Source organism: Streptomyces sp. NPDC096310, from assembly GCF_044763125.1.
Classification (GTDB): domain Bacteria; phylum Actinomycetota; class Actinomycetes; order Streptomycetales; family Streptomycetaceae; genus Streptomyces.
In genome coordinates, this window is sequence record NZ_JBIWFO010000001.1 from 166,009 (window position 1) to 181,732 (window position 15,724).

The 15,724-nt window shown below is 72.4% G+C and carries 7 protein-coding genes; all 7 read right to left on the minus strand.

The genetic code is table 11. The annotated features are described in order from the left end of the window. Positions 1-50: 50 nt before the first annotated feature. Positions 51-6,368 (minus strand): SDR family NAD(P)-dependent oxidoreductase, encoded by a 6,318-nt coding sequence (locus ACIQ7D_RS00715; protein ID WP_403931836.1) that lies wholly within the window; start codon positions 6,366-6,368, stop codon positions 51-53. A 606-nt stretch (positions 6,369-6,974) separates the two neighbouring features. After that, complete coding sequence (locus ACIQ7D_RS00720; protein WP_403931839.1) at positions 6,975-7,577, minus strand: TetR/AcrR family transcriptional regulator; 603 nt, start codon at positions 7,575-7,577, stop codon at positions 6,975-6,977. A gap of 276 nt (positions 7,578-7,853) precedes the next feature. Continuing rightward, on the minus strand, positions 7,854-8,222 hold the full coding sequence (locus ACIQ7D_RS00725; RefSeq protein ID WP_403931842.1) for a hypothetical protein: 369 nt from the start codon (positions 8,220-8,222) through the stop codon (positions 7,854-7,856). 210 nt (positions 8,223-8,432) lie between these two features. Then, positions 8,433-11,099 carry a family 78 glycoside hydrolase catalytic domain gene (locus ACIQ7D_RS00730; protein ID WP_403931845.1) on the minus strand — a complete coding sequence of 889 codons (2,667 nt, stop codon included), beginning with the start codon at positions 11,097-11,099 and terminating at the stop codon, positions 8,433-8,435. A gap of 113 nt (positions 11,100-11,212) precedes the next feature. Then, on the minus strand, positions 11,213-12,592 hold the full coding sequence (locus tag ACIQ7D_RS00735) for an MFS transporter (RefSeq protein WP_403931848.1): 1,380 nt from the start codon (positions 12,590-12,592) through the stop codon (positions 11,213-11,215). Between the two features lie 154 nt (positions 12,593-12,746). Next, positions 12,747-13,766: an SDR family NAD(P)-dependent oxidoreductase gene (locus ACIQ7D_RS00740; protein ID WP_403931850.1), complete on the minus strand. Its 1,020-nt coding sequence runs from the start codon at positions 13,764-13,766 to the stop codon at positions 12,747-12,749. Between the two features lie 123 nt (positions 13,767-13,889). Next, positions 13,890-15,701: a beta-glucuronidase gene (gene uidA / locus ACIQ7D_RS00745; RefSeq protein WP_403931853.1), complete on the minus strand. Its 1,812-nt coding sequence runs from the start codon at positions 15,699-15,701 to the stop codon at positions 13,890-13,892. Positions 15,702-15,724 lie beyond the last annotated feature (23 nt).

The window sequence follows — 15,724 nt, forward strand, 5'->3', positions numbered from 1 at the left end:
CGGGGACGTCCGGGGGCCGTCCGCCGGCCCCCGGACGGGGCGTACCCCGGTCAGCGCGTCGGCGGCTCCCCGGCCACCAGCTCCCGGACCAGCGCCCCGGACAGCGCCCGTACGGTGCCGTGGGTCCACAGCAGGGTCGGGGAGAGCGGGGTGCCGAACGCGGCCTCCAGCCGGTTGCGCAGCTCCAGGCTCATCAGCGAGTCGAGGCCGAGCGTCTTGAACGGCGTCTCCGGGCCGACCCGTTCCGGCGGGAGCCGCAGCACCCGCCCCGCCAGCTCGCGCACCGTGGCCTCGCCGAGGGATGCCCGGGCGTCCGGGGGAGCGGTGAGCAGCCGCTCGCGCAGCCCGCCCGCCGCCGGGGCGGGGGCGCCGTCGTCGGCGGCCGCCGCCGCGCGCAGCAGCTCCCAGCTCGGCAGCGCGGCCGTGTCGGGGTACGCGTCGAACCACCGCTTCGGGTCGAGGGGTACGTAACCGACGACCGGCTCGTCGTGCTCCAGCATCCGCACCAGCGCGGGCCAGGCCTCGTGCGCCGGGAAGCCGCCCATGCCACGCTCCGTCAGCCGGGCACCGCGCCGTTCGTCCGAGGCCGCGAGACCGATGTCGGAGAACGGCCCCCACTGCACGCTCAGCGCGGGCAGGCCCCGGGCGCGGCGCCTCTCGGCCAGCGCGTCGAGGGAGGCGTTGGCGGCGGCGTACGCGGCCTGCCCGGCGTTGCCGACCAGCGCGGCGGCGGAGGAGAACAGCACGAACAGGTCGAGCGGGTCCGCCGCGGTCGCCGCGTCCAGATTGCGGGCGCCCACGGCCTTGGGCGCCAGGACGGTCGCGGTGCGGTCCGGGGTCAGGGAGTCGATCGTGGCGTCGGCGAGGACACCCGCCGCGTGGAAGACGCCCCGCAGCGGCGGCAGTTCCTCCCGTACGTGCTCCAGCGCCTCGCCCAGGGCCGCCGCGTCGGCCACATCGCACCGTACGGTCTCGACCCGGGTCCCGGCCGCCCGCAGCGCCGCCAGCCGCCGCTGCGCGTCGGCGGTCGGCGCCGACCGGCCCAGCAGGGCGAGCGCGCCCGCCCCCCGGTCCGCCAGGAACTCCGCGAGGGACAGGCCGAGCGCGCCGAGGCCGCCCGTGACGAGATAGGTGGCGTCGGCCCGGAAGCGGCCGTCCGGCAGCGGTACGGGCGCCACCGCAGCGACGGACTCCGGGGCGGTGAGGACGAACTTGCCGATGTGGTCGCCGTGGGACATCTCGCGCAGCGCCTCCGCGGCCTCGGAGAAGGGGCGGGTGCGCACGGGCAGCGGGGCGAGCCGGCCCTCGGCGATGTGCTCCCAGACGTCGGCGAAGGTCCGGGCGAACCGCCGCGGCCTGCGCTCCATCAGCCCGGCCAGGTCCACGGCGGAGAAGCTGACGCCCTTGCGGAAGGCGTCCAGGGAGATCCGGTGACCGCCGTGGATGTCCTTCTTGCCCAGTTCGACGAAGCGGCCGTCCTCGGCGAGCACCCCGAGACCTGCCTCGATCGCCGCCCCGGTCAGGGAGTTGAGCACCACGTCCACGCCGCGCCCGCCGGTGGCCTCGCGTACCGCGGCCGCCCAGCCGAGATCCCGCGAGTCGAACACGTCGGCGACGCCGAGGCCGGTGAGATACCGGCGCTTGGCCTCGCTCCCGGCGGTGGCCACGACCCGGGCGCCGAGGAGCCGGGCGACCCGCAGGGCGGCGAGCCCGACACCTCCGGCGGCCGAATGGATCAGCACCGTCTCGTCCGCCTCCAGACGGGCGAGTTCGGCCAGCCCGTACCAGGCGGTGGCCATGGCGAGCGGCAGCGCCGCGGCCTCCGGGTCGCCGAGCCCGTCAGGGACCGGCCTGGCGTGGTCGGCGCGTACCGTCACCTGACTGGCGAGGGAGCCGAACACACAGGCCACCACGCGGTCCCCGGGGCGGAACCCGGTCACGTCCCGGCCGACGGAGACGACCCGGCCCGCGCACTCCCCGCCGAGCAGCCGGGCGCCGCCCGTGGGGTCGGGGTAGGTGCCGAGCGCCTTCATCACGTCGATGAAGTTGAGCGCGGCGGCGGTGACCTCGATCCCGATCTCCCCGGGGCCCGGCGGCCGTCCGGCCAGCGGCAGACACACCACGCCCTCCCATCGCCCCGGTCGCGTGGAGGCGACCCGGAACGGGCGGCGGGCGGTGCGCAGCGGCGGGCGAGGGGTGTCGGGTTCCGCCGCCCCGAGGGCGCCTGTCCGGGTGAGCCGGGCGGCCAGGCGGGTGCCCGCGCGCAGGGCGACCTGGTCCTCGCGGTCCGCGCCGAGGACTTCGGCGGCGCAGGCGCCGGCCCAGCCGGCGTCGGCCGGGTCCACGTCGACGACGCGGGGCTCCAACTCCCCGTGCTCGCGCCGCAGAACCCGGCCGTAGCCCCAGTAGAGGGCGGCCCCCGGGTCGGGGAGGTCTCCGGCGGCGGCCGCCTGGCCCAGGGACGTGACCACGGTCAGCCGCGGCTCGACGGTCAGCGCGGCGCACGCGCGGACGACGTCCGTGAGCGCGTCGAGCCCGCGCTGCTGGGCCGGGAGGCCCGCGTCGGCCGGGGGAGCGGCGAAGACGACGCCCTCGGCGTCGACCACGCCGCCGAGCGCGCCCCGGCTCCCGCCCGTGGTCACGCGCGTCACCTCGGCGCCGGTGGCCGTGAGCGCGTCGGCGAGCGGTTCCGCGATGCCGCCCGGGGCGCCGCAGACGATCCACGGTCCGTGCGGCGCGCCGCCGGGCCGTGGAGCACAGCCCGCCTCGGTCCACCGCAGCCGGTGCAGCCGGGCGGCGTCCGCCGCGCCGGCCGCCTCGGCGCCGGCCAGCGCCTCCAGCCGTAACCCCTCCATGGCCAGCACCAGGCGGCGTTCACCGTCGAAGACCCGTACGTCCACGTCGCCGTTCCCGTGCCGGACGGCATGGGACCACACCCGGTCGACCGGCGGGCCCACGGGGCGTTCGGGCAGCCGGATCCGGCGCAGCGCGGTCGGTACCAGCGCCGTGTGCGCCGCGTCCTGCTCGAAGAGCGCGAGCGAGACCTGGAGGGCGCCGTCCCACAGCGCGGGGTGCAGCGGATACGGTCGCGCGCCGGGCAGCAGCGTCTCGGCGAGCACCGCCTCGCCCACCGCCTCGCGTCCGCCGGGCGCCCGGTACAGCGCGCGTACACAGCGGAAGGCGGGCCCGTAGTCGAGCCCCCGCGCGGCGCACGCCTCGTAGAACGGCCCCGGCTCCGTGGCCGCCGCCGTGTCGAGCCACCCGGGGAGGCCGGGCAGCGGCTCGGCGGTCTCCCGGTAGTCGGCGCGCGCCGTGGCGTGCCCGGTCCAGGCGGATCCGCCCTCCGGCAGCGACAGGAGGCGGAAGCTGCCGCCCTCCGCGATGTCGTCACGCCACTCGGCGGCCAGTCGCTCGGGCCCCTCACCGAACGCGACCGCCGCGCTCAATGTGATGTCGTGCAGCGCGCGCGGCACCGAACCGGTCCTGGCCCGCGCCGTGTTGACCGCCAGCACCAGGGTCGCGGCGCCCGGCAGGACGGCGGTGCCGTGCACCCGGTGGTCCGCGAGCCACGGCAGGTCGCCGACCGCGAGTTCGGTGGTCCCGTGCCAGACGTCCCGCTCGCCGGGCGAGGGGACGAGCCGGACGTCGAGGCCGCGGGCCGCCCCGGAGCGCGCCGCCGCCGTACCGTCGGGGAGCCAGTGGCGCTCCGGTCGCATCGGATGCGCCGGCAGCGGCACCGGACGGCAGCGGGGCAGGTCACCGAAGGGTTCCAGACCTGCCGCGTAGCCGCGCGCGAGCGCGCGGGCGAACGCGTCGGGGCCACCGTCGCCCCGCCGTACGGTCGTCAACGCGGCGGCGGGCCGCCCGCCTTCGGCGATCAGTTGCTCGACGGCCGGGGTCAGCACCGGATGCGGGCTGATCTCCACGACATGGCTGACATCGTTGTCCAGAGCGCGGGTCAGCGTATCGGCGAACAGGACGGGGCTGCACAGGTTCTCCACCCAGTAGGCCGCGTCCATCACGCGGCCGTCCAGCGGCTCCCCGCGCACCGTGGAGTGCAGTACGACGCTCCCGGGCCCGGGGACGGCCGCCGCCAGTTCGACCAGCAGGTCCTCGCGCAGCTCGGCCATCTGGGGGCTGTGCGAGGCGTAGTCGACCTGGACGAGCCGGCAGTACGTACCGTCCTCCTCCAGCGACTCCTTCAGCGCGAGGACGGCGTCGCCGTCCCCGGACAGCACACAGGAGGTCGGCCCGTTGTGCGCGGCCAGCGCGATCCGGCCCCCGAACGGTGCGACGGCCGCGAGGGCCGCCTCGCGGTCCAGATCCACCGCCAGCATCCGCCCGCGTCCGCAGGTCCTGCGCACGACCGCGCTGCGCCGTGCCACGACGAGCGCGGCGTCCTCGTACGACAGGATCCCCGCGACCGTGGCGGCGGCGATCTCGCCCTGGCTGTGGCCGACGACCACGTCGGGCTCGACACCGGACGCCCGCCACAGTTCGGCCAGCCCCACCGACATCGCCCACAGCACGGGCTGGAGGTCGTCGACCCGCTCCAGCCAGGCGTCGCCGGACTTCCCCGTGAAGACGTCCAGCGGATCCCACGTCAGATGCGGACGCAGCGCCTGCGCACAGCGCCCCACGACCTCGGCGAACAGCGGGCTCTCCCGGTACAGCTCCTGCCCCATGCCGCTCCACTGGGAGCCCTGACCGGGGAAGACGAACGCGGTGCGCCCCCGGGGGACGGCCCGTCCCGTGACCACCGCCGGGTGCTCGCCGTCCTCGGGCCGGTCGGCCACCTCGGCGAGCGCGGCGGCGAGGGCGTCGGGCGTGGTGGCGAGCAGCGCCGCCCGCACCGGAAGGTGGCCACGGCGCCAGGCGAGCGTCCCGGCCAGCTCGGCGACGGCCACCTCGCTCTTCGGCACCCGCTCGGCGAGCTGGGCGGCCCGCTCGGCGAGCACCGGGGGCGACTGCGCGGACAGCGGTACGAACGTGGGCAGCCCGGTGGCCGGCCGGCCGCTCCCGGCGGACGGAGAACCGGACCGGCCACCCGTCCGGGGCGCGGAGGGCGCGGCGCCCTCGCCGGTCCCCTCGGGCGGGGCGGCCACGACCACATGCGCGTTGGTGCCGCCCCAGCCGAAGGAGCTGACCCCGAGCCGTACGGGCCCGGTGCGCGGCAGTTCGAGCGGCTCGCGCAGCACCCGTACGTTGAGGTCGTCGAAGGGGATGTCCGGATTCAGCACGTCGGCGTGCAGGCTCGGCGGTACGACCCGGTGGCGCAGCGCGAGCAGCACCTTGAACAGCGAGCCCATGCCCGCGGCGGCCTCCAGGTGCCCGATGTTCGTCTTGACCGAACCGATCGGGACGGGGCCGCCGGTACGGTGCCGGCCCACGGCCCGGCCGATCGCGGTGGCCTCCGCGGGGTCGCCGCGCCGGGTCCCCGTCCCATGGGCCTCGATATAGGCGACGGAGTCCACCGGGACGGCGCCGGGACCGTCCCCGTACACACTGCTCAGCAGCGCCTCCTGGGCGCGCGGGTCGGGCGTGACCAGGCTGTCGCCCCCGCCGTCGTTGTTCACCGCCGTACGTTCGACGACCCCGTGGATCCGGTCCCCGTCCGCCAGGGCGCGTTCCAGGGGTTTGAGGCAGACGGCGGCCACGCCCTCGCCCCGGACGAAGCCGTTGGCGGAGGCGGCGAAGGCGGCGCAGCGGCCGTCGGGCGAGAGCCCGCCGAAATGGGTGAGACCGACGGAGACGTCGGGGGCCAGTATCAGATTGACGGCGCCGACGATCGCGGCGTCCACCTCGCCCTGCCGCAGCGCCTGTACGGCCAGGTGCAGGGCGACCAGGGAGGAGGAGCAGCCCGATTCGACCGTGAGGCTCGGGCCGCGCAGCCGCAGGAGATAGCTGATCCGGGCGGCGAGCACGTCCAGCGCGCCGCCGACCAGACTGTGCTGGGTGGGCGGAACGCCGCGTTCCGTACGGAGGATCTCGTAGTCGTGCCACGAGGCGCCGACATAGACCCCGGTCCGGGAGCCTTCGAGATCAGCGGGGCGTAATCCGGCGTCCTCCACGGCGCGCCAGGCGGCCTCCGCGAGCAGTCGCTGCTGGGGGTCCATGTCGGCCGCTTCCCTCGGGGAGATCCCGAAGAAGCCCGCGTCGAACTGGTCCACTCCGTCGAGGAACCCGCCGACTGCCTGCACGTCCTTGCCGGGGTCGAGGGGACGGGCGGTGTCCCAGCGGTCGGCGGGTACGGGGCGGATGGATTCCCCGCGCCCGGTCATCAGGGTCCACAGACTCTCGGCGTCGGGGGCTCCGGCGAACCGGCCCGACATTCCGACAACGGCGATGGCGTTCGTATTATCCCGCATAAGATAATTCGTCCTTTGCCTACTGTCGCACGGCGAGGAATACGCGGAGTGTAATGCCGTGCGAGGATGTCGTGCACGGGTTCGGGTCTGCCCGTTTCCCGGCGTGGCGGCGCCCGATATCCGGCTCGTCCGCTTTTACGGCGGCCCGCCACCGTTCACCCCCGCCTGCCTGCGTTCCTTCTCCTCCACCGGGCCGAGATGCGCTGGTCAGCGGGGTGTGGAAGCAGGGTTTCGGGCGATCGCCGGGTGAAGATCCGATTGCGGCCGTCCAAGTGAAGAATTTCAAATCGGGTGCCGGCCCCGCGTTTCGCGAGGGACTTTCCCGGATATCCCGGGAGGAAATTAACCGTGCGCGATAACCACTGCCCGTGCTGCGGAAAGCACCGGGTGATCTTTCGCCGGAAAAGGGGAGATCCACGGACGGTGTTCCGGCCCCGGGTACGGGGCGCCGACGAATTTCCCGCCCCCGGGCGGAGGACTGTACGCCGCGTGGCCGGGCGCCCTGGAGTGTCCAAGTGAGGATTGTCCGTGGTGCTGCCGGTTTGGCTAACCGTCGGTCTGCTGCTGACTTGCCCCACTCCCGGGGGCCCCTCGCTGAGGGACAGGTCAGTGGTCGTCCCGGTCGAGAAGTAGGCGCACGAAGTCGTTGACGGGTCCGATGATGTCGAGGTCCTGGTCGAGCACCCACTGCAACTGGAGCCCGTTGAGCACGGCGTGGAAGAGCACCGCGGCGCTCTCGGGGCTGAGGTCGGCCCGCAGCCGACTGTCGGCCGCCTTGTCATGGAATCCCTGAGCGAACTGCGTGCGGCCACGTTCGTATCGCTCGACGAAGTAGTCGTGGGCGGGATGGTCCGTGCGAGAGGACGCGGCGGCGAGCTCGATCCACAGGCGCATCAGCTCGGGGGCCTTCTGATGGTGGCGGATGAGTTCGCCGAGGTAGGGCGCGAGTTGCTCCAGCCTGTCGACCTGCGCCAGGCCCCACTGCCACTCCTCGGAGTCCCGTTCGGCAAGTACCTCGGCGAGAAGCTCGTCCTTGTTGCGGAAATGATGGAGGAGGCCGGCGTGGGTGATGCCGGCCCGCTCCGCGATGTCCCGCAGGGAGGCTTTTGCGTAGCCGTTCTCGGCGAAGCTGTTGCGTGCTGCCCGTACGATCTCCGCTCGGCGGGCCGGTGTCTTGGCGTACGGCCCGCGCGCCTTTGCCTCACCCATGGTGCGCTCACCCTTTCAAGGAAGCCCGTTCGGACAGTTCCCGCGCAGCGACTCGGCATTAAAAGTTACCACATGGTTAGGATTTGCTGCGTCGGGTCTCGGGGGTGGGTGAAAGATATCGCCCCGGTGATGCGCGTCGATCGTGCGGATCGTGTGCTCGCGGCATTCGGACACAGGCGGGCCGGCGCTGAAGGACGGCACGGTTGAAGTGCGCTTCGGTGGGGGCCTCGCCGTTGGGGCGGCGGGCCATCAGGGCGATCGCGAGGTGGACCGTGGTCAGCGCAATGCGCTGACGGGCTGGGACCGTGTGTTCCGGTCGCTGCGCTGTCCACGGCGACCGACCAGGTACGCGGCCAGGGCGAGGAACGCGGCAACGGCGATGAGGGCGCAGACAGCACCCCAGCCCAGCTGTACGTAGGCGCGGGTGCCGGGCCACGACCCGGCACTGCCGCCGAGGAAGGCGCACGTCATGTAACCGGTGTTCAGACGGTTGCGGGCCTCGGGGCGCAGGGCGAAGATACGGGCCTGGTTGGCGACCTGGCCGCACTGCACCGCCACGTCCAGCAGGAGCAGTCCCACCGCCAGCGCCACGAGCCCCACCGCTCCGCCCAAGGAGCCCGCGGTGAGCACCGTCGCCGCGGCCATCGCGGCCAGGAGGGAGTCACAGCCCGCGGGGCCCGCGATGATGCTCGCCCACCAGCTTTCACCAGCGAGCGAACCGGGTCGGTCGCATGGACCGGGCATCGGCCGGCTCGAACAGGACCTCCGAACGCCCGGTCGCCCGCAGGGCGCCCGTACGTACGGTGGTTTGCCCACGCGACTGATCAAGTACGAGACGCCGTTCGAGAACGCCGGTCATTCTCCACGCCCCTTCGCCACAGAGCGAGTGGCACGGAAGATGCCTGCCGTGGCGGTCTCTGTGGTGCCGTCAGGGAAGACGACGCGTGCGGTGGCGGCCGGCGGCACGTCGACGGCGATGGTCAGTTCGTCGCCGGCCATCCGCCACTCGACGGTGATCGTGCCCTGCGGGGACTCGTGCGTGCCCCGGGCCCACTTCAGTGACGGGTGGGTGACGGGCGCGACCTCGAAGGTCTCCCAGGCGACCGACCCTGGTACCTGCCGCAGCCCCAGCGTGTGGGTGTGCAGGAAGCGGATCACGGCGCCCTTGCTGTAGTGGTTCAGGGAGTCGTGGGCGTCTCCGTTCTCGTCGACGCCCTCCCAGTCCTCCCAGATGGTTGTCGCGCCGCGGTCGAGCAGGTACAGCCAGGACGGGGCGGTGCGCCCGAGGAGCAGCTCGTAGGCGATGTCGGCATGGCCCGTGTCGCAGAGCACGGGGAGCAGGTCGCCGGTGGCGAGGAAGCCGGTGCCGAGGTGGGTGTCGGCGGCGCGGATCAGCTCGACGAGGCGCGCCGCGGCGGCCCCGCGTAGCTCCTCGGGGACGAGCCCGAGGGAGAGCGCGCGTACATAGGCGGCCTGGGTGTCGCCGGCGGTGCGTCCGTCGGCAGTGAGGAACTCGGTGCGCCAGGCGTCCCGGACGCGCTCGGCGGTCTCGGTGTAGCGGGCCGCGTCGCCGGTGCGGCCCAGCACCCTTGCGACGCGGGCGAGGGTCGACGTCGAGCGGTACAGGAACGCCGTGCCCACCTCGCCCTTGTCGCTCATGAACCACGCGAGGGGGTTGGTCCGGATCGGGTCGACGCGGGTGCCGTCGGCTGCCTTCGCCCTCGGCTCGGTCCACTCGCCCCAGTGGAAGGAGCCGTCCCAGAGGTACTGCTCGTGTGGCAGCGGCTCGGCGGAACGTTCGATACGGGACTGGTGGCGGGCGGTACGGGCGGTCCGCAGCGCCCACTCGACCCAGCGGACCATCGCCTCCGCGTTCTCGGCGAGGGCCTCCCGGTCGCCATAGGACTCGTACAGCTCCCAGGGGACGGCGACGATCGCGTCACCCCACCCGGCCGAGCCGGTCATCATGGCGAACCGGTCGTCGAGGTGGTGCTTGATGCGGCGGCCGTCGGGCGAGAAGTTGGCGATCCGGCCGTCGGACAACTGGTCGTCGCGGACCGAGCGGAGCCACTTGCGGCTGAAGCCGAGGACGTCGTACAGGCGCGTGGCGGTCGGCACGAAGACCTGGTAGTCGCCCGTCCAGGCGAGGCGTTCGCGGGTCGGGCAGTCCGTGGGCACATCGACGGCGTTGCCGCGGAAACTCCAATCAGCGATCTGGTGAAGGCGGTTGAGGTCGTCGTCGCCGCACGCAAAGGTGCCGGTGCGGCGCAGATCGGTGTGGACGACGCGCATCGTGAGGCTCGCGGCATCGAGCGGGGCGCCGTCGCGGCGGATACGCGCGTACCGGAAGCCGTGCACCGTGTGGCGCGGCTCGAACGTCTCGCCGAGGCCTGCGGAGACGGCCTCGTCGCGCTGGACGAAGGGAACCGGGTCCTCGCCGGGGCGCACGGAGTCCAGGTGGGCGGTCGTCAGGTCGCCGTCGGCTCCGACGTGCTCGCCGTAGTCGACGACGGTGCGGGTGTCTGCCGGTCCGAGGTCGCTCAGGGCGATCCAGCCGGAAGCGTTCTGCCCGAAGTCGGCGATCCAGAGGCCGTCTTCGAGTTGCTTGACCGAGTGTGCCGGACGCGACTCCATGATGCGGACGGGCGGCGCCGGCGACCAGTCGACCGAGGGCGCCTCGACCTGGTCGACGAGGACGGGCTGCCCGCTGCCGGGCCCGCCGCGGAAGTCGGTGGTCTGGCCGTCCATGAGGTCGGCCCGGGTGATGGCCGACGGTGTGCTCCGCCAGGTCTCGTCGCTGCGGATCACCTGGTGCGAGCCGTCCTCGTACGCGATGTGCAGCTCGGTGCGTGCGCCGAGCCGTGTCCCCCACCCGGCCGGCCGGCGGAACGCGCCGACCTGGCCCCGGTACCAGCCGTCGGAGAGGACGATCTCGATCACGTTTCCGCCCGCCCTGACGGCGGCCGTCACATCCGATGCCTGGGCGTAGAGCGTGCGGTCGTAGGAGGTGGACCCGGGCGACAGTTCGGCGGCGCCGGCCCGCTCGCCGTTCACGTACGCCTCGTACACGCCGAGCGCCGTCGCGTACAGCCGTGCCGAGCGCGCCCCGGCCCGTGCCGCGAACCGGGTCGTCAGGGCGTGGGCCGGACGCTTGCCATAGCCGGGGTCGCCGGATTCGGCCGGCGATATCCAGCGCGCCTGCCAGTCCTCGTCGAGGAGGCCGACCTCGAACGCGTGCCACTCCGACCACGCCGACGGGTCCTCGGTGTCACCGGCCCGGACCCGCCAGGCGACCTGCCGGCCGCTGCGCAGCGCCGCCCAGGGCCAAGGGAAGAACCGGTGTCGGCCGGGCGCGGTACGCACCGCGCGCTGCTGCGTGCCGTCCACGGTGCACTCCAGCTCGTATCTCTCCGCGCGTCCCGCGTTTGACGGCGGCTTCCACGACAGGCGGGGTGCGGGGCCCGATACGGCGAACTGGTCACCGCCGCTGTCAATGCGCAGGTCGTACGGTGCGTTGTTCATGCCCTGCCTTCCTGGCCTTTTTCGGAACTCGATGAACTCTGTTGTCTCTCAGGACGGTTGCCGCGGCGCGCGTACGGCTGGGGCGCCGCCCGGCGAGGGGGAAGAACGCCCCGCTACCGGACCGACGTGACCTTGAGCTTGATGATCAGGCCGCCGATCAGCGCGAGGACCGCACCGCTCAGGTAGAGCTGCGTGTAGTTCTTGTCGCCGCCCGTGACGCCGATGGTGATGATGAGCGGGGCGATCAGCGGGGCGATGGCGCTGGGGATCTTCTGCGCGAACGCGACGACCGCGAGATAGCGGCCGGCCTGGGCCCGGTCCGGTAGGACGGCGAACACGATCGCCTGGTCGACGGCGCTGAACACCGCGATGGCGAGTTGCATCAGTACCGCGCCGACGATGAGTTGGGGCAGCGAGTAGGCGAACGCCTCGATGACGGCCCCGGCGACAAAGATCGCGGAGCCGATCAGGGTGAACAGTTTGCGCCGGCCGAGCTTGTCGGAGAGGAAGCCGCCCCCGATGGCGCCGCCCGCTGCTGCCAGCACCCCGATGGTTCCGATCGAGGCCACGACGCCGGCGACCTCCTTGATGGGCAGGTCGAGCCGTTGGGCGTAGAAGAAGGTGCCGAAGGTGGTGTTGAAGTACAGGCCCATGAAGAAGACGAAGCGGCCGAGCCAGTTCCAGCCGAAGTCGGGGTACTTCCGGGGATCGAACCCGTAGCTGGCGACCAGGCCCCTGAGGGTCACAGCGCTCGTGTGGACGAGTGCACGAGAATCTCCTTCCGGCTTGAAGACCGGGAACAGCAGCAGCAAGGCAGCTCCGAGGACGCCCGGGACCAGGAACACCAGGAGGGTGCTGGAGGCTACCGCGTAGGCGATGCCTATGCCGATCACCGGTGCGATCTGGCTCGTGACGCCTGTCATGGCCGAGATACGGCCGCGCTGTTCCTCGGGTACGCGGTCGGCCTGGATGTTCTGGATGGCCTGCCCGGCCGTGGACCAGCCGACCATGCCGACAGCCCACGCCAGGCCCACCAGGAGGACGGTCGGTGCGTTGGCGATACCGAAGAGCGCGACGACGCCGAGGACCGTCCCGACGATCAAGTACGGTGTTCTGCGGCCGAGGCGGGAGCGCGTCCGGTCGCTCCAGAAGCCGATCAGGGGACTGATGACCAGGTAGACGAACTGGGCGGACCCGGTGACGTAACCGAGCAACTCCTCCCGCCCGGGGGCGAGGTCGGAGATCCGCAGGGCGAGCGAGTAGGACAGCGGCACCATCAGGGCCAGCGAGGCCCCGAAGTTGGCGATCATCATCCAGGCGATGTACCCCGCGCCGATTCTCTTCAGCGGCGGGGCCTCGATCCCGGAGGCAGGGGGCCCGGCCGGCTCCTCTTGCTCGTCCTTCGGCGGCCCTCCCGGCTCCTCGCCGCCGTCCTTCGCCGACTCGGTCGGCGGGGGTCCGGCCACGCTGATGTCGCGATCGTTGTGAGGCATGAGGGTCCCTTCGTCTCGTGAAGGCCAGGTGGCACGGCCGTTGGCGGAGGACGGCACACGGGCTCGTGGATGAAGCGGATGAACTGGTGGGGCTGAACGCGGAGCAACGCGTTGTCGGGCCCGCCTGACGATCGGCTGCCACCGGGTACGGGCACTACTGGACCGACCAGCCCCCGTCGGACGGGAGGACGGCGCCGTTGATGTTGATGCCGTCGTCACTGAGCAGAAAGGTGATGGAGGCCGCCAGCTGTTCGGCGGTGGCCAGGCTCGGAATCGCCTGCTGGAACGGGGCGAGGCGGGCTGAACCCGTCCGGGAGAGGTGCGCGGGCATCGGGATGCCGGTCGCCACGCCCCCGGGGGCCACCGCGTTGACCCGGATGCCGTGCGGACCGTACATGAAGGCGGCGGACCTGGTCAGGCCGAGGACACCGTGTTTGGAGACGGTGTACGCGGTGCCCGAGGAGTTGCCGCGTAGCGCCGCTTCCGAGGCGACGTTGACGATCGAGCCCGCACCTGCGGCGATCATGACCGGCAGGACCGCGCGGGACAGTTTGAAGCCGCCGGTGAGGTTGATGCCGATGACGCGATCCCAGACCTCGTCGGAGGTTTCGTGGACCGGTGAGAAGTCGTCGTTCACACCGGCCACGTTGGCGAGGGCGTCGATGCGGCCGTCGGCAGCCGTGACGATCCGGTCGATGTCATCCTGTCGGGTGATGTCGCCGACGACGACTGTCGCACGGTCGGGGAAGGACGAGGCGAAGGCTTCGAGGCGCTCGGCCGAGACATCCGCAGCGATCACGCGGCCGCCTTCCCGCGCGATGCGCGAGGCGGTCGCCCGGCCGATGCCGGCGGCCGCGCCGGTGACGATGACGGTCTTGCCGTCGAACCGTCCGGGCGTGACACGCTCGGTCCACCCGCCCGGCTCGTTCTCTTCGGTGGGCACGACGCCGTCGTTGACACGCAGCACCAGTTCGTCGACGACCGCCTGTGGCAGCTGCCCCTGGCTGACGACGACAAGTTGCTGGAGCGGGAGCGTACGGACGGGGGCGAGCATCTCCTGCGGTACCCCGGCCTGGTCCAGCAGCGCCTGGATGAGCGGCGCGCCTTTCGGGTGGGCCAGCCACGCGTCGATGGTGCTGTGCGCGGTGAGCGGCGGAGGAGGGGGAGTGGGCATGGTGGGGCGTCTCTTCTCAGTCGCTGGGGCGGGCGGCATGCCGCGATGGGAACGGGTCGGCGAGTGGTCGTACGGATCGCCGACGGCCCTGGCGGACCAGGGAGAGGGGAACGGGGAGAAGCGTCAGCCGTCGGTGGCCTGGCCGGGCTTGCGCCCGCCCAGGCCGTGCCAGCGGCGGCGGAGGGCGAACGCGGCCGTCTTCGGTTTGCGGTCGCGGGTGAACACGCCCTTCTTGTTGCCGTCGACGCGGTGGATGCCGGCGGAGGTCTGGAAGTCGGCGAAGTTCCAGACGTGTTCGCCGACGAACTCGGGGATGCGGTCGAAGACGCGGTGATACATGGCGAGGTAGTCGCTCTGGTACTCCTCGCTCCACGGGGTGTCCCAGACGGAGTGCAGGCCGGACTGCGTGTCGGCGCCGTACTCGGACATCATGACCGGCTTGCCGAAGCGCTCGGCCCAGCCGCGAAGGTCCCGCTCCAGGTACTGCTCGGCGGTCGCGAGGTCGCCGGTGAAGAGATACCAGCCGTAGTAGCGGTTGATGCTCAGTACGTCGAACAGGTCGCCGAGCAGGTCGTTCTGCGGCGTCGCGAACATGACCGCGGCGTAGGTGAGCGGGCGGGTCGGGTCGAGTTTGCGAGTCAGTTCGACCAGCGGCTCGAAGTACTCGCGGGCGCCGTCCTCGTTGGAGGCCGGCTCGTTGGCGAGGCACCACATCACCACGCTCGGGTGGTTCTTGTCCCGTTCGATCAGTTCTCGCAGGTGCTCGGCGTGGGCGTCGCGGGTGGTCCCTCCGAAGTTCTCCGGCGCGAAGGTCGGGGTCGGCGCGGCGCCGGTGAGACCACCCATGACACCCAGGTTGAGGCCGACGGCGGCGGTCTCGTCGATGACGACGATGCCCTGCCGGTCGGCGTAGTCGAGCACCTCCTCGGCGTACGGGTAGTGCGAGGTGCGGAAGGAGTTGGCGCCGGTCCACCGCAGGAGCTGGAAGTCGTGGACGAGGTAGGCGTCGTCGTGGCCCTTGCCCCGGACGGGGGTGTCCTCGTGCTTGCCGTAACCCGTGAAGTAGAAGGGTTCGCCGTTGATGAGGAACTCGGTGCCCCGTACTTCGACGGTGCGGACCCCGAAGGGCTGGGTGTAGCTGTCGACGGTCTCGCCGTCGGCGACCAGCTCCACCACGAGGTCGTAGAGGTAACCGGCGCCGGGCTGCCAGAGGGTGACATCCTCGATGCGGAGGACGCCCTCGGGGCCGTGTGCCTCCGCCACGGTCCGGCCCGCCTCGTCGACCGCGCGCACCTGGACGGCACTCACGTCGGCGGCCTCGCCGGCGGTGTCCACGTGGTAGTCGACGGTGCCTGTCGCGCCGTCCCGTCCGGTGACGACCGTGACGTCCTTGACGAAGGTCAGCGGTGTGCTGCACAGGCGGACCGGGCGCGCGATGCCCGCGTAGTTGTAGAAGTCGTGCAGGTACGACTGGCGTGCGCGGCCGTCGGGGCCGGTGGAGACGGTGCCGGGCGGGATCGTCTCGTTCGTCAGCCGGTTGTCGACGCCGACGGTGAGCCGGAACTCCGCGCCGGGGTGGACGATTCCGGTCAGGTCCGCCTCGAACGGGGTGTAGCCGCCGGTGTGTTCGGCCACGAGCCGGTCATCCACGTAGACCTGCGCGGCATGGGTGACGGAGCCGAAGCGCAGAATCACCCGCTCCTGCGCCCAGCCGCGCGGCACTCGCACGTCGCGCTGGTACCAGGCGACACCGACATGGTCACGGATCTCCGGATCGACGAACAGGTCGTTGTAGCTGGCGGGAACGGGGGCTTCGAGGGGCGGGGCGAGCCGCGAGGTCCACGGAGCGGCACCGGCGTGGGGGGCGAGGGCGAACCGCCAGAGGCCGTCGAGGCTGACTGTTTCGCGGGTGGGGCTGGTGCGGGGAGAGAGCATGGGGCTCCTATGGAGGACAGGTT